Annotated in this window: 22 protein-coding genes; 21 read left to right on the forward strand and 1 reads right to left on the reverse strand. The window is 44.0% G+C overall.

Translation table 11 applies throughout. From position 1 onward, the window contains the following. Positions 1–32: 32 nt before the first annotated feature. The 6 genes from CKY02_RS14110 (at position 33) to CKY02_RS14140 (ending at position 4,833) form a co-directional block, all read left to right on the forward strand. Positions 33–1,058 (forward strand): IS630-like element ISPlu3 family transposase, encoded by a 1,026-nt coding sequence (locus CKY02_RS14110; RefSeq protein WP_112895812.1) that lies wholly within the window; start codon positions 33–35, stop codon positions 1,056–1,058. Continuing rightward, entirely contained in the window at positions 1,048–1,557 is a 510-nt protein-coding gene (locus CKY02_RS14115; RefSeq protein ID WP_338047385.1) for a helix-turn-helix transcriptional regulator, read from the forward strand. Before CKY02_RS14110 ends, CKY02_RS14115 begins: the two co-directional genes overlap by 11 nt. Positions 1,558–1,589: 32 nt before the next feature. Further along, entirely contained in the window at positions 1,590–2,276 is a 687-nt protein-coding gene (locus CKY02_RS14120) for a helix-turn-helix transcriptional regulator (RefSeq protein ID WP_112895767.1), read from the forward strand. Between the two features lie 724 nt (positions 2,277–3,000). Next, the gene (locus CKY02_RS14125; protein WP_112895768.1) at positions 3,001–3,210 is read left to right on the forward strand and encodes a YbfA family protein; all 210 of its coding nucleotides are present in this window, start codon (positions 3,001–3,003) and stop codon (positions 3,208–3,210) included. A 66-nt stretch (positions 3,211–3,276) separates the two neighbouring features. Further along, the gene (locus CKY02_RS14130) at positions 3,277–4,020 is read left to right on the forward strand and encodes a type 2 GTP cyclohydrolase I (protein ID WP_162120198.1); all 744 of its coding nucleotides are present in this window, start codon (positions 3,277–3,279) and stop codon (positions 4,018–4,020) included. A gap of 249 nt (positions 4,021–4,269) precedes the next feature. Beyond that, entirely contained in the window at positions 4,270–4,833 is a 564-nt protein-coding gene (locus CKY02_RS14140; protein WP_112895770.1) for a Panacea domain-containing protein, read from the forward strand. Positions 4,834–5,625: 792 nt separating this feature from the next. Here the strand turns inward: CKY02_RS14140 and CKY02_RS14145 are convergent. Then, positions 5,626–6,909, reverse strand: a complete 1,284-nt coding sequence (locus CKY02_RS14145) for a citrate synthase (protein ID WP_112876198.1) — start codon at positions 6,907–6,909, stop codon at positions 5,626–5,628. Between the two features lie 869 nt (positions 6,910–7,778). On the opposite strand from CKY02_RS14145, the gene sdhC reads away from it, so the two are divergent. The 15 genes from sdhC to tolR all read left to right on the forward strand — a co-directional run bounded on the left by sdhC (position 7,779) and on the right by tolR (position 22,985). Then, positions 7,779–8,168, forward strand: a complete 390-nt coding sequence (gene sdhC, locus CKY02_RS14150) for a succinate dehydrogenase cytochrome b556 subunit (protein WP_112876197.1) — start codon at positions 7,779–7,781, stop codon at positions 8,166–8,168. Then, entirely contained in the window at positions 8,162–8,509 is a 348-nt protein-coding gene (gene sdhD / locus CKY02_RS14155; protein WP_112876196.1) for a succinate dehydrogenase membrane anchor subunit, read from the forward strand. The genes sdhC and sdhD overlap by 7 nt, the downstream gene beginning before the upstream one ends. Beyond that, positions 8,510–10,276 (forward strand): succinate dehydrogenase flavoprotein subunit, encoded by a 1,767-nt coding sequence (gene sdhA / locus CKY02_RS14160; RefSeq protein WP_112895771.1) that lies wholly within the window; start codon positions 8,510–8,512, stop codon positions 10,274–10,276. 36 nt (positions 10,277–10,312) lie between these two features. After that, on the forward strand, positions 10,313–11,029 hold the full coding sequence (locus CKY02_RS14165; RefSeq protein WP_036780842.1) for a succinate dehydrogenase iron-sulfur subunit: 717 nt from the start codon (positions 10,313–10,315) through the stop codon (positions 11,027–11,029). A 266-nt stretch (positions 11,030–11,295) separates the two neighbouring features. Further along, a complete protein-coding gene (gene sucA / locus CKY02_RS14170; protein ID WP_112895772.1) occupies positions 11,296–14,103 on the forward strand; it encodes a 2-oxoglutarate dehydrogenase E1 component in 2,808 nt (935 codons plus the stop codon). Between the two features lie 14 nt (positions 14,104–14,117). Beyond that, on the forward strand, positions 14,118–15,338 hold the full coding sequence (odhB, locus tag CKY02_RS14175; RefSeq protein ID WP_112895773.1) for a 2-oxoglutarate dehydrogenase complex dihydrolipoyllysine-residue succinyltransferase: 1,221 nt from the start codon (positions 14,118–14,120) through the stop codon (positions 15,336–15,338). Between the two features lie 162 nt (positions 15,339–15,500). Then, positions 15,501–16,667, forward strand: a complete 1,167-nt coding sequence (gene sucC / locus CKY02_RS14180) for an ADP-forming succinate--CoA ligase subunit beta (protein WP_112895774.1) — start codon at positions 15,501–15,503, stop codon at positions 16,665–16,667. Positions 16,668–16,670: 3 nt separating this feature from the next. Next, positions 16,671–17,546, forward strand: a complete 876-nt coding sequence (gene sucD / locus CKY02_RS14185) for a succinate--CoA ligase subunit alpha (protein ID WP_112895775.1) — start codon at positions 16,671–16,673, stop codon at positions 17,544–17,546. Between the two features lie 670 nt (positions 17,547–18,216). Beyond that, positions 18,217–19,785 (forward strand): cytochrome ubiquinol oxidase subunit I, encoded by a 1,569-nt coding sequence (gene cydA, locus CKY02_RS14190; RefSeq protein ID WP_112895776.1) that lies wholly within the window; start codon positions 18,217–18,219, stop codon positions 19,783–19,785. 14 nt (positions 19,786–19,799) lie between these two features. Further along, positions 19,800–20,939 carry a cytochrome d ubiquinol oxidase subunit II gene (gene cydB, locus CKY02_RS14195; protein ID WP_112895777.1) on the forward strand — a complete coding sequence of 380 codons (1,140 nt, stop codon included), beginning with the start codon at positions 19,800–19,802 and terminating at the stop codon, positions 20,937–20,939. Between the two features lie 12 nt (positions 20,940–20,951). Continuing rightward, on the forward strand, positions 20,952–21,062 hold the full coding sequence (gene cydX / locus CKY02_RS14200; protein WP_112895778.1) for a cytochrome bd-I oxidase subunit CydX: 111 nt from the start codon (positions 20,952–20,954) through the stop codon (positions 21,060–21,062). Then, entirely contained in the window at positions 21,031–21,339 is a 309-nt protein-coding gene (gene ybgE, locus CKY02_RS14205) for a cyd operon protein YbgE (protein WP_112895779.1), read from the forward strand. The genes cydX and ybgE overlap by 32 nt, the downstream gene beginning before the upstream one ends. Before the next feature lie 112 nt (positions 21,340–21,451). Continuing rightward, positions 21,452–21,856 (forward strand): tol-pal system-associated acyl-CoA thioesterase, encoded by a 405-nt coding sequence (gene ybgC / locus CKY02_RS14210; RefSeq protein WP_112895780.1) that lies wholly within the window; start codon positions 21,452–21,454, stop codon positions 21,854–21,856. Beyond that, on the forward strand, positions 21,853–22,548 hold the full coding sequence (gene tolQ, locus CKY02_RS14215; RefSeq protein ID WP_112895781.1) for a Tol-Pal system protein TolQ: 696 nt from the start codon (positions 21,853–21,855) through the stop codon (positions 22,546–22,548). The genes ybgC and tolQ overlap by 4 nt, the downstream gene beginning before the upstream one ends. Positions 22,549–22,559: 11 nt before the next feature. Next, positions 22,560–22,985, forward strand: a complete 426-nt coding sequence (gene tolR, locus CKY02_RS14220; protein ID WP_036780822.1) for a colicin uptake protein TolR — start codon at positions 22,560–22,562, stop codon at positions 22,983–22,985. Positions 22,986–23,014 lie beyond the last annotated feature (29 nt).

Here is a 23,014-nt window from a genome sequence, read left to right on the forward strand (position 1 = left end):
TTTTATCCGAAATGGAGATCATTATCCTCGCTATGAAAATATTTATTACATCAGAACAAAAAATCAAACTTGAACGTCTTCACGACACCACTCGTGATGGTCAGGTACGAGACAGAATAAAAGCGATCCTTCTGGCTTCTGAAGGGTGGAGTTCTGTGATGATCGCCCAGGCATTGCGACTCCATCAGACCACCGTTGACCGCCATATCAGTGATTACCTTAATCAAGGTAAACTTAAATCTGACAATGGAGGGTCTGATAGTTTGCTTTCCCGAGAACAAACTGATTTTTTAATCAATCACTTATCTCAACATCTTTTCCATCACACCCATGAAATCGTGGCCTATGTTGCTCAGCTCTGGAATATTACCTTTAGCATTCCCGGCATGAATAAATGGCTACACCGTCAGGGTTTTTCTTATAAAAAACCTTGTGGCGTCCCTCATAAATTCGACGCAGAAAAACAGCGACAATTTATTGAATATTATGAGAATCTTAAAGTCACAGCGAAAGACGAACCCATCCTTTTTCTTGACGCGGTTCACCCGACTCAAGGCACCAAACTCAGTTATGGCTGGATGCGAAAAGGCGAGAAAAAAACCGTCAAGACAACAGGAAGCCGGACTCGCCTGAATATATTGGGTGCGCTCAACCTGAATGCCATTGGTCGTACGGTGTTCCAGGAATATCAAACCATCAATGACTACAATATTTGCTGTTTTTTCAATGAAATAAGAAAGTCTTATCCTGACTATCATCAAAAAATTCATCTTATTGTGGATGGGGCGGGTTACAACAAAGCTCATCTTGTTAAGGAGTGGGCTTATGTTAGCAATATTGAGTTACATTACCTTCCTCCCTATAGCCCAAATTTAAACCCAATAGAGCGATTATGGAAGGTCATGAATGAACAGGTTCGAAATAACCGTTATTTCGCTGATAAACATGAATTTCGAGACAAAGTCTTCAAATTTTTCACCACAACGCTACCGGATATAGCGGACTCGCTGATGTCGAGAATTAACGACCATTTTCAGGTGCTAAAAACTGCATCTTGAAGTTTCTTGGGTATATGCAGAAGAATTCCATCGTCAGGACCAAAAAGCCATTCAAACTATGCAACGCGTCACTTCACTGGAGACACATCAGTTTGGGGGGCATAACATTAAACAAACTTATATTTGTGATAAATTTCCACTTTGTGATGAGAATAATGATTGCATTGGGATCTTCTTTCATATGTATAAACCTCAAAACTTTTCTACTGCTTACTATTATGAAAAAACCTTTCCGGCAACGCTGGAATTCATCCCTCCCAATGACACGTTAACGCAACTTGAATGGGAGGTTCTCTTTCTAACCTTGCGTTCATGGGATGAGGAGAAAATCAGTGAAGAATTGATGATAAGCGCCGAAGATGTGGTTAATCATATTCAATCAATTTACCAAAAATTCAATTTGCCCTTACATGCAGAATTAAAGGATTTCTGTAAAGAAAATAAATTTGATCTCTATGTTCCTGAAAGGTTTGTCACTGTTGGTAACAAAGAATTATAAACTCATTATTAACTGAAAAGTAGGATTCAATTATGAAAAAAATTAATAATATAGATATCTCACTTCAGATCATTAATACAATGCAGCAAAGTAATGAACCCTGGGGGATCAAAGATAAAAATTCATGCTTTATTTATGGCAATCTGGCACTTAAACGTCTTGAAAATCTTCCAGATTCATTTAATTATGAAGGACGGTATGATTATGAGCTTCCTTGGGATGGCGCTGAGTTTGCAAAAGAATTCGTTCTTCATGATCAAAGTGTAATGAAGAGCGAAACAACAGTATGTTCGCTTGAAACACATATGTATGGAAACAATAAATTCTTATCATCTCATATTTGTGAAAAATACCCACTATATAATGATGAAAACGAATGTGTCGGAGTCATTTTCCACGGATGGGAAGCTCAGGATTTCTCATTAACCCGTCTATTTTATGGAAAACTCCCGGCATCTATTATATTTCAACCACCTACTCATTTATTTACCCAACGGGAATGGGATGTCATTTTTCTCTCTTTACATAAATATACCAGTAAACAAATTGGCAGAATATTGAACATTTCTTATCGTACTGTTGAACACTATACGGCACAAATATACAGAAAGGTTGGTGTTAGATCTGCTCAGCAATTGGAGGAATACTGTCGCTTTAACAACTATGATCTTTATGTACCAGAAAAATTTTTACGCTCTGAAAGCAGCATTTTGTTTTGAGTCTCAACGACAGGAAGTGGCCGAACTGAGTTATCGGTATATACCGTATTTATCGGAAAAAGCGGGCATGACTTATTGCGCAACGACCTCATCTACTGCCTATTTTAAGGAAAAAACGGCAGTTTATTTAACGTTGAAAAGCTATCTATGATAATAATGAGATATAAAAATGTGACATATATCTCATAATAAAACAAAATTGTTTAGGTATTTTTTCGCTCAAATATTAATCCATTAATAATAGTGTGTTTTTTGAATTATTTTTAACGACTTTAATAGCGTCTAATCATTCGTGTCGCCCAACAGGGCGAAAATCATTGCCTTGGTGATAAAGGCATTAACCGGCTGATATTGTTATCCGTAGGCATTTTTTTCAATAGGATTATCTATTGAGTCTAATTCATTTCCTGAGCAAATGAGCAAAGTGAAACCGATGATGATAGGAATAGGATCAAGGATTGTGAAAAGATTGACTCTTATTATTATTAATAACATTCTTACCGATCGTTAATAAAATGTTCATAATTTGTTTGTAATATTACATCTTTACTCTATTTTGTGTAATAAAATTACATAAAATAGAAAATATAGCGATAATAACGGCTTAAAAGTGGTCTGATAAGTGGTAAATTTTCATTTTTTGCGATAAAATTTTAAACAATTTACAGATTGATTATTTTTAAGATTCTGCGGAAAAGTGGGATCATTTTAAAGGAGGGCTAATATGTCTTCATATCGTGAATATTCTTGGCATCAGGTTCTTTTACGACGAATTGGCGTTGTCACTTTCGGTATCTTGGCGTTTCCGGTTATGTTGTTTCGTCGTGATCGCGTCCGTTTTTACAGTTATTTGTATCGTGTATGGGTAAAAACCAGCGATAAGCCCGTATGGTTAAAACAGTCAGAGCAGGTTATGGCAGTCAGAAGTAGCTGACAACTGACAATTGGTGGCAGGTAACGGTATATTATTGCAATACAATCAATACACAGGACGAATATGATGCGTAATATTGAGCTGGAAAATGTGATTAACCGAGAACTGAAAATTGATGAGTTTCAGGATTATGCCCCCAATGGTTTACAAGTTGAAGGGCGTGCTCATATTCAGCGGGTTGTTACGGGTGTTACTGCTTGTCAGGCTTTATTGGATGAAGCGGTTCGTCATCAGGCTGATGCCATTATCGTTCATCATGGCTATTTTTGGAAAAATGAGCCAGCAGTGATCCGTGGTATGAAACGTAATCGCCTGAAAACTCTGCTCTGTAATGATATCAATTTATATGGTTATCATCTGCCCCTTGATGCTCATCCATCACTGGGAAATAACGCGCAATTGGCCCGCCTGATTAATGCGAAAGTTGTCGGGTTGATTGAGCCATTCGTGCCGCATGGGGAATTTGAACAGCCGATAACGCCGGTGGAGTTGGCTGCACGTATCGAACAGGCGCTGGGTCGCCAAGCGTTTTATTTGGGCGATAACGCACCGGCAGAGATTCGTAAGCTTGCTTGGTGTACCGGCGGTGGTCAGAGTTTTATTCAGGCAGCGGCCGAATTCGGTGTTGATGCTTTTATTACCGGTGAAGTGTCAGAGCAGACGGTTCATATCGCCCGCGAAATGGGATTGCATTTTTATGCTGCGGGTCATCATGCCACCGAGCGTTATGGTGTTAAGGCGTTGGGAGAGTGGCTGGCTGGTCATTATGGTCTGGATGTCACTTTTATCGATATTCCAAACCCGGTTTAATCACGTTTTCTTAAGACGGAACTCAACAACCACCGACTAAGGTCGGTGGAAGAATACCAACAAAGATGAACTTGATATGACAAAGGGCACTGAGGATATTCATTTTTTGCCTGTTATTGTTGGTAGTAAGCGTGCTGGATTATTTCAAACAATATTAGGGGCTGCGATGTTGCTGGGGTTGCGCATTTAGAGGTACATTATATGTGTAAATTGCCAATCTGGTATTTCGAAAAAGTCTTGGAGGTTTCTATGTTTTGCGAAGAAAAAGTAGCTCAAATGGCTGCCTACCTGCTGCATAAGTGCGGCGGACGCATGGCATATCTGAAACTTATGAAGTTGCTTTATCTGGCGGATAGAGTATCTATGAATGACTACGGATACTCTATCACTGGTGATCGAATGGTATCTATGCCTAAAGGGCCAGTTTTATCGCAAACCTTAAATTTAATTACTGGAGATTACGCCAGTGATGAATTTGGATGGGGGGCGTGGATTAAAAGTGAAAAGAATTATGAAATTTCACTCAAACGGAAAAAAGATGTAACAAGGGATGATTTTGAATCTCTTTCTGATGCTGAATTAGGGGTTCTGGATGCCATTTGGGAACAGTTCGGTCATATGAGCCGCTTTGATATTGTGGAGTATACCCATAAACATTGTACTGAGTGGCAAGATCCAGGCGGCAGTTCTTATCCTATTTCACTAAGTTCTGTTTTTATCGCTGTCGGCAAATCACCAGAAGTTGCTGAGAAATTGGCGCGAGAGTTAATAGAAAGGCAACAACTGGACTGTTTTCTTCAAGGATTGCGGTAATGCCGGGTGGGATTTTAAAGAAAGGAAGTTTACTTATCCCATCCGGGTATACAGATCACTTATACCCGTCATCTTTCAAGTTTCCTCTTTGTTGGCTGCACTCGCTCACCCAGGTCACATAGTTATCTATGCTCCCAAGGATTCACTCCCTTGCCGTCGCGATGCATCTTGAAATCCATAGGGTATATATATTATCTGCTGTGATCCAGTTTTTTACCCTAAAAAAACTAAGACATGTTTTCTGGCTGTAAATATTAGCTCTTTAAAACCGGACATACCGTATGATCGAACATGTATATTGAATTGTGGCGATCATCCTTTTATTAGACATCCGAGTTTTGTTTTCTATGGTCGTGCTGATATTTTTGGTTCAGTAACAGTTGAGCAACATATGGCTGCGGGCGATATTAAAATCCATGAACCATGTGGTGATTCTGTTTTTAATCGGATCCTTTCCGGGTTTGATATATCTCCGCATGTAACTTTAGAAATTCGAAATTTCTATAAAAAATATTGTAACCCGAATTCTGGATAAAAAGTTGAAGAAGAGCCTGTTCCTAGAGCAAAGTTTTGGTGAACGCCAAAAACCGTTCCGGGGAGGAACAGGCAATGAACAAGTTAGTTTAAATTTTCTGCGGTATCGATGATTTCTGCCAAAAATTTATGCCTCATTTGGCATCAACAGTTAATTAAAAACGGATGACTCAAATATCACCGGCAGGGCTTCCCTCTTCCAATTAAATAAAGCCCTAACTATTAAGTTAGAGCTCTTATCGTAATTGGATTTTATTATTATTTTTCAAGCTGGCTGTCAAAATCACGTTTTGTGTAGCCGGTATAGAGTTGACGTGGGCGAGCGATTTTCACGCCAGCATCATGCATTTCATTCCAGTGAGCGATCCAGCCGATAGTACGGGCAATGGCGAAAATAACAGTGAACATAGTGGATGGAATACCCATTGCTTTCAGGATAATGCCTGAGTAGAAATCCACGTTCGGATACAGTTTCTTCTCAATAAAATAGGGGTCGTGTAGAGCAATACGTTCAAGCTCCATGGCAACTTCCAGCAGGCTATCATTCAGGCCAAGTTCATCTAGTACTTCATGGCAGGTTTCACGCATGACGGTTGCACGAGGATCATAGTTTTTGTAAACACGATGACCAAATCCCATCAGACGGAAAGCATCATTCTTATCTTTGGCACGTTTAATAAATTCCGGAATATGTTCGACCGACTGAATTTCTTCCAGCATACGCAGACAAGCTTCGTTTGCACCGCCATGAGCAGGCCCCCAAAGAGAAGCGATACCTGCGGCAATACAGGCAAATGGGTTGGCGCCGGAAGAACCCGCGGTTCGTACTGTTGAGGTAGACGCGTTTTGTTCATGGTCCGCATGTAGAATAAAGATGCGATCCATAGCACGTTCCAGTACTGGGTTCACTTTATATTCTTCACATGGCGTAGCGAACATCATGTTTAGAAAGTTGCCTGCATAGGAGAGATCATTGCGTGGATAAACGAATGGCTGACCAATAGAGTATTTGTAGCACATGGCGGCCACTGTCGGCATTTTTGACAGCAGGCGGTATGCGGTAATGTCACGGTGACGTGGATTGTTCACGTCCAGAGCATCATGATAGAAAGCAGCTAGAGCGCCAGTAACACCACACAGTACGGCCATAGGATGCGAATCACGGCGGAAACCATTGAACAGGCGATGGATCTGTTCGTGAATCATGGTGTGGCGGGTAATGGTTTTTTTGAATTTATCAAACTGTTCTTGTGTTGGTGTTTCACCATACAGCAGGATATAGCAGACTTCCAGATAAGTGGATTTTGTCGCTAGCTGGTCGATAGGGAAACCACGGTGCAGCAATACACCTTCGTTACCATCAATGTAAGTGATCTTGGATTCGCAAGATGCTGTGGAAGTAAAACCAGGGTCGTAGGTATAGAAACCTTGGGAGCCGAGAGTACGAACGTCGATGACTTTAGACCCAAGGGTCGGTGTTAGCACGTCCAATTCAATAGCAACTGAACCATCTGGGGTTAGAGTTGCTTTGTTATCTGCCATTACAGTCTCCTTAGCGCTTTCATTTTTATAACTTTTAACAACCACGGCGGAAAGACACCGTATAGAATTTATCTTAATCAGGCTATTTTATCGATCATTCTTTGTCATCAAGAACGGGCTTGGACGGTGCTCTGACAAAAGCGGTCACTTTTGAATGCACTTTGGTGTGGCCCGCGCCGGTGAGCGATTTGTGAGTGAATCGTCTCTTACAGACTGTGCGCATACTCCGGTTGCTGTGCAATCTGTGTTCCCAATTTATTGACAAAAACGACCTACACCCATGATGCCTGGTGGAATTGGTTCTTATACTGTGTCCCCTGACACTGTACTACCGGGGAAAAGCTGAAATCAGGCCAATATCACATTTAAGGCTGAAATCTCACCCCGGACGACAATGGTTTTTAGGTTGTTAGCGAATTTTTGAGAGTTATGTTTTATGCATTGACTACAAAAATGATTATGATTCGTGTGGACTACACAGTTACATAACTTTAGCTTTTCTTGAGGTCTTTCCTCTTATCAAAAATCAATCTCAAAAGTGTTTTCAACCATATATGTAAGATAAATGTTTAAAGTTTGTCAAACAAGATAATTAATTTTGTGCAATATGTTTGAATCGTGATCTTAATCACTGTTCAGTGGAAATGTAGCTAATCATATTGTGTTGTAATTGTAATAATAATGTGAAGCACATATACTTCCGCCAGGTCTCCGGATTACCCTGCTGTAGGAGCACCCAGCGTAACTAAATCACAACATTTTTTAACATGAAGGATCTATCGTTTGATTAAATGTTGTGTCTTTGTATCCTCTTATCGCTGTCTGATTTCCGCCCAGGTCCGGAGGAAGGAAAATAATAAAAGAGCTGTGTGGGCAAAATTGTGAAAAAACAAAGACCTGTCAACCTTGATTTGCAGACGATACACTTTCCAGTCTCTGCAATAACCTCGATCTTGCACCGTGTCTCCGGCGTCATTACTTTCGTGGCAGTAGGAATTCTCCTCTGGTTGTTAGGAATGTCTCTCTCCTCGCAAGAAGGGTTTCAGCAAGCCGCCGATATTATGACGGGATTTTTCGCTAAGTTTATTGTGTGGGGCATTCTGACCGCACTGGCTTACCATATCTGTGGTGGTGTCCGTCATATGCTGATGGATTTCGGCTACTTGGAAGAAAACTTAGCGGTCGGTAGTCTCTCTGCCAAAGTGGCAATCGGGATTGCTGTTATTCTGTCGATTCTGGCTGGAGTACTGGTATGGTAAGTAACGCATCTGCATTGGGTCGCACGGGTATCCATGATTGGCTATTATTGCGCGCGTCCGCAATGATTATTGTTTTATATGTTCTTTATATGCTGGGCTTTGTCGTCACAACGCCGGATATCACTTATGAAGTTTGGCGGGGTTTCTTCGCCTCATCCATCACTAAAGTCTTCACTGTGCTGGCACTGTTTTCCATTCTGGCTCACGCCTGGATTGGTATGTGGCAAGTACTAACTGACTATGTAAAGCCGTTGGCACTGCGTTTAATGCTGCAATTGGCGATTATCGTTGCACTGATGGCTTACTTGATTTATGGAACAATTGTGGTGTGGGGGGTATAGATGAAGCTGCCAGTAAGAGAGTTTGATGCAGTCGTTATTGGTGCGGGTGGCGCTGGCATGCGCGCTGCACTACAAATTTCACAAATGGGATTATCCTGTGCTTTGATTTCCAAAGTATTCCCAACCCGTTCTCATACTGTATCTGCGCAGGGGGGGATCACCGTTGCGTTGGGTAATTCCCATGACGATAACTGGGAATGGCACATGTATGACACGGTGAAAGGCTCCGACTACATCGGTGATCAGGATGCGATTGAGTACATGTGTAAGACCGGGCCCGAGGCAATTCTGGAACTGGAACACATGGGGTTGCCATTTTCGCGTTTGGATGACGGTCGTATTTATCAACGTCCATTCGGTGGCCAGTCAAAAAACTTTGGTGGTGAACAGGCTGCACGTACCGCTGCGGCGGCAGACCGTACCGGGCATGCCCTGTTGCATACGTTGTATCAGCAAAACTTAAAAAATCACACCACTATTTTTTCTGAATGGTATTCGTTGGATCTGGTTAAAAATCAGGATGGCACTATTGTTGGTTGTACTGCTGTCTGTATTGAAACGGGTGAAGTGGTTTATTTCAAAGCGAAGGCAACTATTCTGGCAACGGGGGGGGCAGGTCGTATTTATCAATCAACAACTAACGCCCACATTAATACTGGTGATGGTGTCGGTATGGCGTTGCGTGCGGGTGTACCTGTACAGGATATGGAAATGTGGCAATTCCACCCAACCGGTATTGCCGGGGCAGGTGTTCTGGTAACAGAAGGCTGCCGTGGTGAAGGTGGTTATTTGCTGAATAAAGATGGCGAGCGCTTTATGGAGCGTTACGCGCCAAATGCTAAAGATCTGGCTGGTCGTGATGTAGTGGCACGTTCCATTATGATCGAAATCCGCGAAGGCCGTGGTTGTGATGGTCCTTGGGGGCCGCATGCCAAGCTGAAACTGGATCATTTAGGCAAAGAGGTGCTGGAATCTCGTCTGCCGGGCATTCTTGAGTTATCCCGTACTTTCGCCCACGTTGATCCAGTAAAAGAACCTATTCCGGTGATTCCAACTTGCCACTATATGATGGGAGGAATCCCCACTAAAGTGACGGGTCAGGCACTGACTATTAACGAGAAAGGCGAAGATGTGGTTATTCCGGGCCTGTTTGCTGTCGGTGAAATTGCCTGTGTATCGGTTCATGGCGCAAACCGTTTGGGGGGTAACTCGCTGTTGGACTTAGTGGTGTTTGGCCGTTCTGCTGGTTTGCACCTGAAAGAATCGTTGATGGAGCAGGGGACTAGCCGTGAAGCCAGCGAATCGGATATTGAAATATCCTTGCAACGTCTGAACCGTTGGAATAGTACCCGTACGGGTGAAGATCCGGTTAAAATTCGTAAAGATTTGCAAGCGTGTATGCAGAACAACTTCTCGGTATTCCGTGAAGGTGATGCAATGGCGAAAGGGCTGGAAGAACTTAAAGTTATCCGTGAACGCCTGAAGAGTGCGCGTTTGGACGATACTTCCTTAGAGTTCAATACTCAGAGAATTGAGTGTCTGGAGCTTGATAACCTGATGGAAACAGCACTTTCCACGGCTGTTGCTGCTAATTTCCGCACTGAGAGCCGCGGTGCTCACAGCCGTTTCGACTATCCGGATCGTGATGATGCGAACTGGTTATGCCATACTCTCTATCTGCCGCAAACTGAGACCATGACTCGTCGTGATGTCAACATGCAGCCAAAACTGCGTGAAGCATTTCCGCCGAAAGCGCGTACTTACTAATGAGTTGCTGATAATCCAGTTGCGGAGGAATAGATTATGAAACTTGAATTTTCGATTTATCGTTACAACCCGGATGTTGACAGCGCTCCTCGTATGCAGGATTACACGCTGGAAGCAGAAGAAGGGCGTGACATGATGTTGCTGGATGCGTTGATCCAGCTTAAAGAGCAGGACCCAACACTCTCTTTCCGTCGTTCTTGCCGTGAAGGTGTTTGTGGTTCTGACGGCCTCAACATGAACGGTAAAAATGGTCTGGCCTGTATTACGCCTGTTTCGGCTTTACGGCGTGGTAGCAAGAAAATTGTTATCCGTCCGTTGCCAGGCTTGCCGGTTATTCGTGACCTGGTTGTAGATATGGGGCAATTCTATGCGCAATATGAGAAGATTCGCCCATATTTGCTAAATGACGGCAAAAACCCGCCGGCACGTGAACATTTACAATCTCCTGCACAAAGGGAAAAACTCGATGGTCTGTACGAGTGTATTCTGTGTGCTTGTTGTTCAACTTCCTGTCCGTCATTCTGGTGGAATCCTGATAAATTTATCGGGCCTGCGGGCTTACTGGCAGCGTATCGCTTCCTGATTGATAGCCGTGATACTGAAACGGCTTCACGATTAGACAAGCTAAATGATGCTTTCAGTGTTTTCCGTTGCCATAGCATCATGAATTGTGTCAGTGTGTGCCCCAAGGGGTTGAATCCAACAAAAGCTATTGGCCATATTAAGTCTATGTTGCTGAAACATAGTGCATAATAGGTCTGCCCTCCGCGAGATTTTCTCTGTGGAGGGCACAAAGAATTGAAGAGTAATGAGTTGCCAACTGCTAATGATGACAAAAGCTTGAAGTAAGGAACCTTTAAAAACGGTTAGGCGGTTTTTAAAGGTTCCTTGAAGGGTTCCGAAACCCAAAAGAGAACATGCATAAAGCACGTCCAAATGAACCTTTTATCGATACCGTATTTAAACGGTAATAGTTAACCACGGCGAAAACTAAAGCTTTTAAAGCTTAAGGGATCACAATGCAGAACGGCGCAATGAAGGACTGGCTGGATTCAAGCTTCCTGGCTGGTTCAAACCAGTCTTACGTAGAGCAGATCTATGAAGACTATATAACCGATCCAAACTCCGTTGATGCAAGTTGGAGAGAGATTTTCCAACAATTGCCGAATGCGGGACTCAGCGGTGAACAACTCCACTCGCAGACGCGTGATTACTTCCGCCGTCTTGCGAAAGATACTACGCGTTATCATTCCTCTGTCAGCGATCCGGCAATGGATGCAAAACAAGTTAAAGTTTTGCAGCTCATCAATGCATTCCGCTTCCGCGGTCATCAAAATGCGAACCTTGACCCGTTGGGATTATGGAAACAGGATAGTGTTCCTGATTTAGATCCTGCTTTCCATAATCTGACGGAAGCTGATTTTGCAGAGACATTTAACGTAGGTTCTTTTGCTATCGGCAAAGAGACGATGAAATTGGCTGATTTGTATGAAGCACTGAAACGCACTTATTGCGGTTCTATTGGTGCTGAATACATGCACATCACCAATACGGAAGAAAAACGTTGGATTCAGCAGCGTCTGGAATCTGTTACTGTCAATTCTCAGTTTAGCGTAGAGGAAAAGCAGCGTTTTCTGGCGGAACTGACGGCAGCCGAAGGTTTGGAGCGTTATCTGGGAGCTAAGTTTCCGGGAGCGAAACGTTTCTCTCTTGAAGGTGGTGATGCGCTTATCCCGATGTTGAAGGATCTTATCCGTCATGCGGGTAAACATGACACACGAGAAGTCGTACTAGGAATGGCTCACCGTGGTCGCCTCAACGTCTTGGTTAATATCTTAGGTAAAAAACCGGCTGATTTGTTTGATGAGTTTGCGGGTAAGCATAAAGAGCACCTTGGTACCGGTGACGTGAAGTATCATCAGGGTTTCTCGTCTGATTTTGCAACCGAGGGGGCTAAGGTTCATTTGGCACTGGCATTTAACCCATCTCACCTTGAGATTGTCAGCCCTGTGGTTATTGGTTCAGTACGCGCCCGCCGTGACCGTCTGGATGAAGGCCGCAGTAATATGGTATTGCCAATCACTATCCATGGTGATGCTGCTGTTACCGGCCAGGGCGTGGTGCAGGAAACCCTGAACATGTCTCAAGCTCGTGGTTATGAAGTGGGGGGTACAATTCGTATCATCATCAATAACCAGATCGGTTTCACAACGTCTAACCCGAAAGATGCCCGTTCAACACAATACTGTACTGATATTATCAAAATGGTACAGGCACCGATTTTCCACGTTAATGCAGATGATCCAGAAGCGGTGGCATTTGTTACCCGTTTGGCGCTGGATTTCCGTAATACCTTCAAATGCGATGTGATGATCGATCTGGTCTGCTATCGCCGTCATGGTCATAACGAAGCTGATGAGCCAAGTGCCACTCAGCCAATGATGTATCAGAAAATTAAGAAGCACCCAACGCCACGTAAAATCTATGGTGACAAGCTGGTGGCGGAAAAGCTGATATCAGTCGATGATGTGACTGAGATGGTTAACCTGTATCGTGATGCGCTCGACCGTGGTGATTGCGTCGTTGATGAATGGCGCTCAATGGGGCTGCATTCGTTTACTTGGGAACCTTATCTTAATCACGAATGGGATGAAGAGTACCTGCATAAAGTTGATGTTAAGCGTTTGCAAGATCTGGGCAGACGCATCAGTTCTGTCCCGGAAGAAGTGACAATGCACTCCCGTGTAGCGAAAATTTATAACGACCGTGCAGAGATGGCGAACGGCGATAAATTGTTCGATTGGGGTGCCGCAGAAACATTGGCCTATGCCACTTTGGTGGATGAGGGGGTTCCGGTACGTTTGTCTGGTGAAGATGCCGGCCGTGGTACTTTCTTCCATCGTCATGCAGTTATCCATAATCAGGCTAACGGTTCTGTTTATGTTCCTCTGGCGAACGTTCATAACGGTCAGGGAGCATTCAATGTTTGGGATTCTGTTCTGTCTGAAGAGGCGGTGTTGGCGTTTGAGTATGGTTATGCAACAACAGAACCTCGTGCTCTGACAATCTGGGAAGCTCAATTTGGTGATTTTGCCAACGGTGCACAGGTTGTTATTGACCAATTCATCAGCTCCGGTGAGCAGAAATGGGGCCGTATGTGCGGTCTGGTGATGTTGTTGCCGCATGGTTATGAAGGGCAGGGGCCTGAACACTCATCAGCCCGTTTGGAGCGTTATCTTCAACTATGCGCAGAACAGAACATGCAGGTTTGTGTACCATCAACGCCAGCTCAGGTCTACCACATGCTTCGCCGTCAGGCTTTGCGCGGTATGCGTCGTCCGTTGATCGTTATGTCGCCAAAATCGCTGTTGCGTCATCCATTAGCCGTTTCCAGCCTGGATGAACTGGCTAATGGTAAATTCCAGACGGTTATTGGTGAAATTGATGAGTTTGATCCGAAAGGTGTTAAACGGGTTGTACTCTGCTCAGGTAAAGTCTACTACGACCTGTTAGAGCAACGCCGTAAAAATGAACAAACTGATGTCGCTATTGTGCGTATTGAGCAACTATATCCGTTCCCTCATCAGGATGTTCAGTCAACACTGGAACAGTATGCTCATGTACATGATTTTGTCTGGTGCCAGGAAGAGCCATTAAATCAGGGGGCCTGGTATTGTAGTCAGCACAACTTCCGTGAAGTGATCCCGTTCGGGGCTTCTTTACGTTATGCAGGTCGTCCTGCATCTGCTTCCCCGGCAGTTGGATATATGTCAGTTCACCAGCAACAACAACAAGAGCTGGTTAATGACGCACTGAACGTTGAATAAATAAAGGATATAAAATGAGTAGCGTAGATATTCTGGTTCCGGATCTGCCTGAGTCTGTTGCTGATGCCACTGTGGCGGTCTGGCACAAAAAAGAGGGTGACCGTGTTGAACGTGATGAAGTGCTGGTTGAAATCGAAACAGATAAAGTTGTGCTGGAAGTGCCTGCCAGTGAAGCGGGTGTTTTAGAGGCTATTTTGGAAGTGAAAGATGCCACCGTTCTATCCCGTCAGCTTCTTGGTCGTATCCGTCTGGGCGATAGCACTGGCAAGCCGACAGAAATAAAAGAAAAAACAGAAGCAACTTTGGCGAAACGCCAGACTGCCGGTTTAGAAGAAGAGAGCAATGATGCGCTCAGCCCGGCGGTCCGCCGTTTGATTGCAGAGCATGATCTTGATGCTAAAGCGATTAAAGGCAGTGGTGTTGGTGGACGTATCGTCCGTGAAGACGTGGAAAAATATATGGCTGATAACGAAAAAGTGGCTAGCAAGCCAGCAGAAGCCCCTGTTTCTTCTGTCCAGGATTCTCTGTTGCCACACCGCAGTGAAAAACGTGTCCCAATGACTCGCCTGCGTAAACGTGTGGCTGAACGTCTGCTGGAAGCGAAAAACAACACGGCGATGTTGACAACATTTAACGAAGTTAACATGAAGCCAATTCAGGAAATGCGTAAGCAGTACGGCGAAGCGTTTGAAAAACGCCACGGTGTGCGTCTGGGCTTTATGTCTTTCTATGTGAAAGCCGTGGTTGAAGCACTGAAACGCTATCCAGAAGTGAATGCTTCTATTGATGGCACTGATGTGGTTTACCACAACTATTTCGATATCAGTATTGCGGTATCGACACCACGTGGTCTGGTAACGCCAGTACTGCGTGATGCGGATGCGTTGAGCATGGCTGATCTCGAAAAACGCATTAAAGAGCTGGCTATCAAAGGCCGCGACGGCAAATTGACTGTTGAAGAGCTAACGGGTGGTAACTTTACCATTACCAATGGCGGTGTATTCGGCTCCTTAATGTCTACACCAATCATTAACCCACCACAGAGTGCGATTCTTGGCATGCATGCTATTAAAGATCGGCCAATGGCGGTTAATGGTCAGGTGGAGATCCTTCCAATGATGTACTTGGCACTGTCTTATGACCACCGTCTGATTGACGGGCGTGAGTCTGTAGGCTTCCTGGTGACCATCAAAGAAATGCTGGAAGATCCTGCACGTTTGCTGCTGGACGTATAGCAACATAATCAGGGCAGATACGCGCTAATATTTGCCCAGTCTGAAGTAAACAAATGTATATGAACAGCCAATCTTTAGAGATTGGCTATATCCAGAGCAACAAAAAAATAAGGGAGCAATTTGCTAATTTGCTCTTATCAGACTAACTATGGATAGAACATCATGAATTTACACGAGTATCAGGCAAAACAGCTTTTTGCACGGTATGGTTTACCCGCTCCGGCTGGTTATGCCTGCACGACACCGCGTGAAGCGGAAGAAGCTGCATCTAAAATCGGCGCTGGCCCTTGGGTGGTGAAGTGTCAGGTTCACGCTGGCGGTCGCGGTAAAGCGGGCGGCGTGAAAGTGGTTAACAGTAAGGAAGAAATTCGCGCTTTCGCTGAACAATGGCTGGGCAAACGTCTGGTCACTTACCAAACAGATGCGCAAGGGCAGCCTGTTCGTCAGATTTTAGTGGAAGCGGCAACTGATATTGCGAAGGAGCTGTATCTTGGTGCTGTGGTTGATCGTGGTACACGTCGTGTAGTGTTCATGGCTTCTACTGAAGGTGGTGTTGAAATTGAAAAAGTTGCGGAAGAGACCCCGGAACTGATTCATAAAGCGATTATCGACCCACTAATTGGCCCTATGTCTTATCAGGGGCGTGAACTGGCATTTAAATTGGGTTTAACCGGTAAACAAGTCAGCCAGTTCACTAAAATTTTCTTAGGGTTGGCAAATCTGTTCCTGGAGCGCGATCTGGCTCTGGTTGAAATTAACCCATTGGTTATCACGACTCAAGGTGATTTGATTTGTCTGGATGGCAAACTGGGCGCTGATGGTAACGCACTGTTCCGTCAGGCTGAACTGCGTGAAATGCATGACCCATCTCAGGAAGATCCGCGTGAAGCTCAGGCGGCACAGTGGGAACTGAACTATGTCGCGCTGGATGGCAATATTGGCTGCATGGTAAACGGTGCGGGCCTGGCAATGGGAACGATGGATATCGTTAAATTGCATGGTGGCGCACCAGCAAACTTCCTTGATGTCGGTGGTGGCGCAACCAAAGAACGCGTTACAGAAGCGTTTAAAATCATTCTGTCAGATGAAAATGTGAAAGCGGTATTGGTTAACATCTTTGGGGGTATTGTCCGTTGTGACCTGATTGCTGACGGTATTATTGGTGCGGTGGAAGAAGTCGGGGTTCACGTACCGGTTGTTGTTCGTTTGGAAGGGAACAATGCTGATCTGGGCGCGAAAAAACTGGCTGACAGTGGTTTAAATATCATTGCCGCAACCAGCTTGACAGACGCAGCTAAGCAAGCAGTAGCAGCAGTGGGGGCAAAATAAATAATGTCTATTTTAATTGATAAAAACACCAAAGTTATCTGTCAGGGTTTCACTGGCAGCCAAGGTACTTTCCATTCAGAACAAGCGATTGCTTACGGTACCCAAATGGTTGGTGGGGTAACGCCGGGTAAAGGTGGTACTGAACATCTAGGGCTACCTGTTTTCAATACCGTTCGTGAAGCGGTGGAAGCAACAGGAGCAACGGCTTCTGTTATCTATGTTCCTGCGCCTTTCTGTAAAGATTCCATTCTGGAAGCTATCGACGCAGGTATCAAACTGATCATCACGATTACTGAAGGTATCCCGACGCTGGATATGCTAACGGTTAAAGTGAAGCTGGATGAAGCAGGCGTTCGTATGATCGGCCCTAACTGTCCGGGTGTTATCACACCGGATGAATGTAAGATCGGTATTATGCCGGGGCACATTCATCGAGCAGGTAAAGTTGGCATTGTTTCCCGCTCAGGAACATTGACTTATGAAGCAGTAAAACAGACCACGGATGCCGGTTTAGGACAATCTACTTGTGTTGGTATCGGTGGTGACCCTATCCCCGGTTCTAACTTCATTGATATCCTGAAATTGTTTGAGGAAGATCCGCAAACAGAAGCCATCGTAATGATTGGTGAAATTGGTGGAACAGCGGAAGAAGAAGCGGCGGCTTATATTAAAGAGCATGTCACTAAGCCGGTTGTTGCCTATATTGCCGGTGTGACTGCACCAAAAGGTAAGCGTATGGGGCATGCTGGTGCCATTATTGCAGGTGGTAAAGGAACGGCGGACGAAAAATTTGCTGCTCTGGAAGCCGCTGGCGTGAAGACCGTTCGCAGCTTGGCAGACATTGGTGATGCAGTAAAAGATTTACTTGCTGGCAAGTAAATACAATAAATAAATCTTATCTATTAGGCCGCTGGAAAGTGGCCTTTTTATTTGTATGGACAGTATTCACCGCAATTAAATTCATTAAATCTTTATTTTCACTTTGTTATCCTCCAATTAAATTAAACTGAATTTCATTAATGCTCTTTATCAAAATTAAATTTAATAAAAACGAAGTTAATAATAATATTTTCTTAAGGATCAAAATAAGAAGTTAATTTTAAAAGCCATTTCACAGCAATATAGAAATCAATATTTATCTAAATAAACAAATAATTAACAATATATCAACCAAAATGAAATAATAGACAAGCTAATTAACACTAACCAGAAAAAGATGACTAAAATCAAGTTATTACTATGGCATTATTGCTTTAATTTGCTTAAATTGACTCTAATCAAATGAGTTCCTATTAAACAGAGGTTGCAATTCTTGATCTATATTCAGAATTCTAATCTGAATCACGTAAAACCTATTTATTGTATGGGAATATAAGCGTACTATACTATTAGTCTAATTAGTTTTTAATTTACTTGGTAATGCGTTGTCATTTTAGAGGCACTTATTGCTGGTAGTTATAAGGTTTTCGTTTTAGTGCCCTGAATAGGTTCTTATACGAAGTCAGGTTGCCGCAAGTCGGTGTCTTCCTGCTAGGAGCAAGGAGTCAAGATGTTTGATATTGTCGAACTGTCACGATTACAGTTTGCCTTAACTGCAATGTATCACTTTCTATTCGTTCCACTAACGCTCGGTATGGCGTTTTTGCTGGCGATCATGGAAACGGTATATGTGCTCTCCGGTAAACAAATTTATAAAGATATGACAAAATTCTGGGGCAAGTTATTTGGTATTAACTTTGCTCTGGGGGTTGCAACAGGGTTGACTATGGAGTTCCAGTTCGGGACTAACTGGTCATATTTCTCTCACTATGTCGGTGACATTTTCGGTGCGCCTCTGGCGATTGAAGGCCTGATGGCGTTCTTCCTGGAGTCTACATTCGTAGGCTTGTTCTTCTTTGGTTGGGATCGTCTCAGTAAGACACAACATCTGGCGGTAACTTGGTTGGTCGCATTAGGATCTAATTTCTCTGCACTTTGGATTTTAGTTGCTAACGGTTGGATGCAAAACCCAATTGCTTCTGATTTCAACTTTGAAACCATGCGTATGGAGATGGTAAGTTTTGCTGAACTGGTCCTGAACCCAGTTGCTCAGGTGAAATTTGTGCATACCGTTGCCGCGGGTTATGTGACAGGGGCGATCTTCGTTCTCGGTGTCAGCTCTTACTACCTGCTTAAAGGCCGTGATATTCCATTTGCTAAGCGTTCATTTGCGATTGCTTCAAGTTTTGGTATCGCCGCTGTGTTGTCTGTTATTGTGTTGGGTGATGAATCTGGTTACGAAATGGGCGACGTACAGAAGACTAAGCTGGCCGCCATCGAAGCTGAATGGGAAACCCAGCCACCGCCGGCAGCTTTTACACTGATAGGTATCCCGGATCAGGATAAAATGGAAAACAAATATGCCATTCAGATCCCTTATCTTATGGGGCTGATTGCTACCCGTTCTGTTGATACTCCGGTCATTGGCCTGCGTGATCTGATGGATCAGCATGAGCAGCGTATTCGTAATGGTATAAAGGCTTATCATCTGTTGGAAGAATTGCGTGCAGGTAACACAGACCCGACTGTTCGTACAGCATTCAATGAAAATAAACAAGATCTGGGTTATGGCATGTTGCTGAAACGTTATACCAGCAAAGTGACTGATGCCAGTGAAGAACAGATCAAAGCAGCCGCGAAAGATTCTATTCCTCGGGTTGCACCGCTCTATTTTGCATTCCGTATCATGGTTGCAGCAGGTTTCCTGATGTTACTGTTGATCGGTCTGGCGTTTTGGAGTGTTGTCCGTGGCCGCATTGGTAAACAAAAATGGTTGCTACGCGCAGCACTGTACAGTATTCCATTGCCGTGGATTGCCATAGAATCAGGCTGGTTTGTGGCGGAATATGGTCGTCAACCGTGGGCAATTGGTGAAGTTCTACCAACTGCGGTGGCGAGTTCAAATTTAGCAGCCGGCGATATCTTGTTCTCTATGGCGCTGATTTGTGGCCTTTATACCTTATTCCTGATTGCGGAAATGTTTCTGATGTTCAAATTTGCCCGCCTTGGCCCAAGTAGCCTAAAAACGGGGCGTTACCATTTTGAACAGAAAACAGCGTCAGCACCTGAAGCTCAGTAAACAGGAGTCCACTTATGTTTGATTATGAAGTACTACGATTTATATGGTGGCTACTGATTGGTGTATTGCTAATCGGTTTTGCGGTAACTGATGGTTTTGATATGGGAGTCGGTATCCTATTACGTATCATCGGCAAAAACGATACTGAGCGTCGCATCATGATTAACTCAGTGGCACCGCATTGGGATGGTAACCAGGTTTGGCTGATTACTGCCGGTGGAGCGTTGTTCGCCGCATGGCCGATGGTCTATGCCGCGGCGTTCTCTGGCTTCTATGTTGCTATGATCCTGGTGTTGTCTGCGTTGTTCTTCCGTCCGGTTGGTTTTGATTACCGCTCCAAATTGGAAAATCGCAAGTGGCGTAACATGTGGGATTGGGGAATATTTGTCGGTAGCTTTGTTCCACCATTAGTTATCGGTGTGGCATTCGGTAATTTATTACAGGGGGTGCCGTTTAACGTTGATTCCCAACTCCGTCTGTTCTATACCGGCTCCTTTTTTGGATTGCTTAACCCGTACGGTTTATTGGCGGGAATTATCAGCTTGATGATGATTGTGACTCAGGGGGCAACTTATCTGCAAATGCGTACTACGGGTGAGCTGCGTCTGCGTTCTTGTGTCGCAACTTATCTCTGTGCGCTGGTGACAATGGTGGCTTTCCTGTTGGCAGGTGTATGGCTGATTTATGGTATTGATGGTTATGTTGTAACTGGCGGCTTGGATACAATGGCTCAGTCTAACCCATTACATAAAGAAGTCGCTCATCAGGCGGGTGCTTGGTTGACTAACTTTAACAACTATCCGTGGTTGTGGGTACTACCGGCACTGGGTGTGGCTTCGCCTTTGCTGACGATGCTGATGACGCGTATGAATAAAGCTGGGTGGGCATTCCTGTTCTCTTCACTGACAATTGCTGGCATCATTCTGGCCTGCGGTGTAACGATGTTCCCATTTGTGATGCCTTCAATCACTGATCCTAATGTCAGCCTGACGATGTGGGATGCTACTTCAAGCTTGATGACACTGCGTGTCATGTTTGTAGTTGCATTGATTTTTGTCCCAATCGTTCTTGGATATACCATTTGGTGTTACTACAAAATGTTCGGGCGTTTAGATAAAAGTTTTATTGAAGATAACAAACATTCACTGTACTAAGGAACATAAAGCATGTGGTATTTTGCTTGGATTCTCGGAACGCTCTTGGCTTGTAGTTTCGCTATAATCGCTGCCTTAGCTCTTGAGCATAATGAAGAAGAAAAAGCCGCTAAAAATAGATAAATACTATCGGCTAATGGATAATGCCCCTGTTCGGGGCCTTATCCTTGTTGTGGCATTAACGTTTGCTGCTTGTATATTTTGGGACCCAGCTCGTTTTGCGGCTAATACCAGTTCATTGCAGATATGGCAAGGTATTTTGCTAATATGGTCTGTATGTACAGGTGTGACTTTCGGGGTAGGTTTTCAGCCAAGAAATATCATCTGGCGTATCTTTTTTTCTCCTTTGCCGGCATTCTTGATTTTGATTTGGGGTTTGTGTCATTTCTTTATGAGTTAATTCTGTATGTTATGCGGCTTCTAACCCATAAATTTTTTATTTGCACATTATTCCAAAGCCGCATTGTCTTGAGTATAGTGGCAGCGTTAATTCGCCTTATGTAGGATTGAAAGTGAGTAATACGTTGTTCCGGTGGCCCATTCGTATTTATTACGAAGATACAGATGTGAGTGGGATAGTTTATAATGGCCGTTATGTGGTCTTTTATGAAAGAGCACGTACTGAGATGTTACGTCAGCATGGAGTTCATCAACAGCGTCTACTTGATGAACAAATTGCATTTGTTGTTCGGCGTATGGTGGTTGATTACCGAGCTCCGGCCCGGCTTGATGATATGTTGGAAGTGCAGAGTGAAATTACGGATATTCGTAGAGCGTCTTTGACATTTATTCAACGCATTGTTGATGGAAATGGAACAATTATTAACAGCGCAGAAGTTTTAATCGCCTGCGTGAATACATCTCAAATGAAGCCGATTGCGCTTCCAAAGTCTATTGTCGCGGAGTTTAAGCAGTGACTGACATGAACATTCTAGATTTATTCCTGAAAGCGGGCCTTTTGGTGCAGCTGATCATGCTTATTTTGATCTGCTTTTCCGTTGCTTCATGGGCGATCATTATTCAAAGGACCAAAATTCTCAATGCAGCAACTCGAGAAGCGGAAGCGTTTGAAGATAAATTCTGGTCGGGTATTGAATTATCACGCTTATATAAGGAAAGTCAGTCGCGTCGAGATTCTTTAGGTGGAACAGAACAAATTTTTTATTCTGGATTTAAAGAATTTGCCCGTCTGCACCATGCAAATAATCATGCTCCAGAAGCGGTAGTAACAGGGGCTTCGCGTGCAATGCGTATCTCAATGAATCGTGAATTGGAATCGCTGGAAAGCCATATTCCATTCTTGGGGACAGTTGGCTCAATTAGTCCATATATCGGTCTATTTGGTACAGTTTGGGGGATCATGCATGCATTTATCGCGTTAGGTGCGGTAAAACAGGCCACTCTCCAAATGGTAGCGCCGGGTATTGCGGAAGCGTTGATTGCAACGGCGATTGGTCTGTTTGCGGCGATTCCGGCAGTTATGGCATACAACCGCTTGAATCAACGTGTTAATAAGCTGGAGCAAAATTACGATAACTTTATGGAAGAGTTTCTGGCTATTTTGCACCGTCAGACTTTCGCTGCTGAAAATAAAGCAGAGAACAAGTAGTAGGAGAGGCTATGGCACGCACTCGTAGTCGCAAGCGTGAGCTGAAATCTGAAATCAATATCGTTCCCTTACTGGACGTATTGCTGGTTCTGTTGCTTATATTTATGGCAACAGCGCCGATTATCACTCAAAGCGTAGAGGTTGATCTGCCGGATGCGGTGGATTCTAAAACGGTTTCTAACTCTGATAATCCACCGGTAATCGTGGAGGTTTCTGGTGTTGGTCAGTACACCATGATAGTTAACCATGAACGATTGGAATTATTGCCTGAGCCGCAGATTATTGCGGAAGCGCAGGCACGAATAAAAGAGAATCCAAAAACCGTTTTCTTAATCGGTGGTTCGAAGGAAGTGCCTTACGATGAGATTATTAAGGCACTCAACATGCTGCATCGGGCAGGTGTGAAATCCGTTGGTTTAATGACTCAGCCTATCTGAGTTTAGCCGGCAGTTGCTGTTATTTGAAG

The organism is Photorhabdus bodei (genome assembly GCF_003287735.1).
Taxonomy (GTDB): Bacteria; Pseudomonadota; Gammaproteobacteria; order Enterobacterales; family Enterobacteriaceae; genus Photorhabdus; species Photorhabdus kayaii.

Bases quoted from the DNA above. Each gene is read 5' to 3' on its own strand.
- CKY02_RS14110 (WP_112895812.1), top strand. From the start codon at position 33: ATGAAAATATTTATTACATCAGAACAAAAAATCAAACTTGAACGTCTT.
- CKY02_RS14120 (WP_112895767.1), top strand. From the start codon at position 1,590: ATGAAAAAAATTAATAATATAGATATCTCACTTCAGATCATTAATACA.
- CKY02_RS14125 (WP_112895768.1), top strand. From the start codon at position 3,001: ATGTCTTCATATCGTGAATATTCTTGGCATCAGGTTCTTTTACGACGA.
- CKY02_RS14130 (WP_162120198.1), top strand. From the start codon at position 3,277: ATGCGTAATATTGAGCTGGAAAATGTGATTAACCGAGAACTGAAAATT.
- CKY02_RS14140 (WP_112895770.1), top strand. From the start codon at position 4,270: ATGTTTTGCGAAGAAAAAGTAGCTCAAATGGCTGCCTACCTGCTGCAT.
- CKY02_RS14145 (WP_112876198.1), bottom strand. From the start codon at position 6,909: ATGGCAGATAACAAAGCAACTCTAACCCCAGATGGTTCAGTTGCTATT.
- sdhD (WP_112876196.1), top strand. From the start codon at position 8,162: ATGGTAAGTAACGCATCTGCATTGGGTCGCACGGGTATCCATGATTGG.
- sdhA (WP_112895771.1), top strand. From the start codon at position 8,510: ATGAAGCTGCCAGTAAGAGAGTTTGATGCAGTCGTTATTGGTGCGGGT.
- CKY02_RS14165 (WP_036780842.1), top strand. From the start codon at position 10,313: ATGAAACTTGAATTTTCGATTTATCGTTACAACCCGGATGTTGACAGC.
- sucA (WP_112895772.1), top strand. From the start codon at position 11,296: ATGCAGAACGGCGCAATGAAGGACTGGCTGGATTCAAGCTTCCTGGCT.
- odhB (WP_112895773.1), top strand. From the start codon at position 14,118: ATGAGTAGCGTAGATATTCTGGTTCCGGATCTGCCTGAGTCTGTTGCT.
- sucC (WP_112895774.1), top strand. From the start codon at position 15,501: ATGAATTTACACGAGTATCAGGCAAAACAGCTTTTTGCACGGTATGGT.
- sucD (WP_112895775.1), top strand. From the start codon at position 16,671: ATGTCTATTTTAATTGATAAAAACACCAAAGTTATCTGTCAGGGTTTC.
- cydA (WP_112895776.1), top strand. From the start codon at position 18,217: ATGTTTGATATTGTCGAACTGTCACGATTACAGTTTGCCTTAACTGCA.
- cydB (WP_112895777.1), top strand. From the start codon at position 19,800: ATGTTTGATTATGAAGTACTACGATTTATATGGTGGCTACTGATTGGT.
- cydX (WP_112895778.1), top strand. From the start codon at position 20,952: ATGTGGTATTTTGCTTGGATTCTCGGAACGCTCTTGGCTTGTAGTTTC.
- ybgE (WP_112895779.1), top strand. From the start codon at position 21,031: ATGAAGAAGAAAAAGCCGCTAAAAATAGATAAATACTATCGGCTAATG.
- tolR (WP_036780822.1), top strand. From the start codon at position 22,560: ATGGCACGCACTCGTAGTCGCAAGCGTGAGCTGAAATCTGAAATCAAT.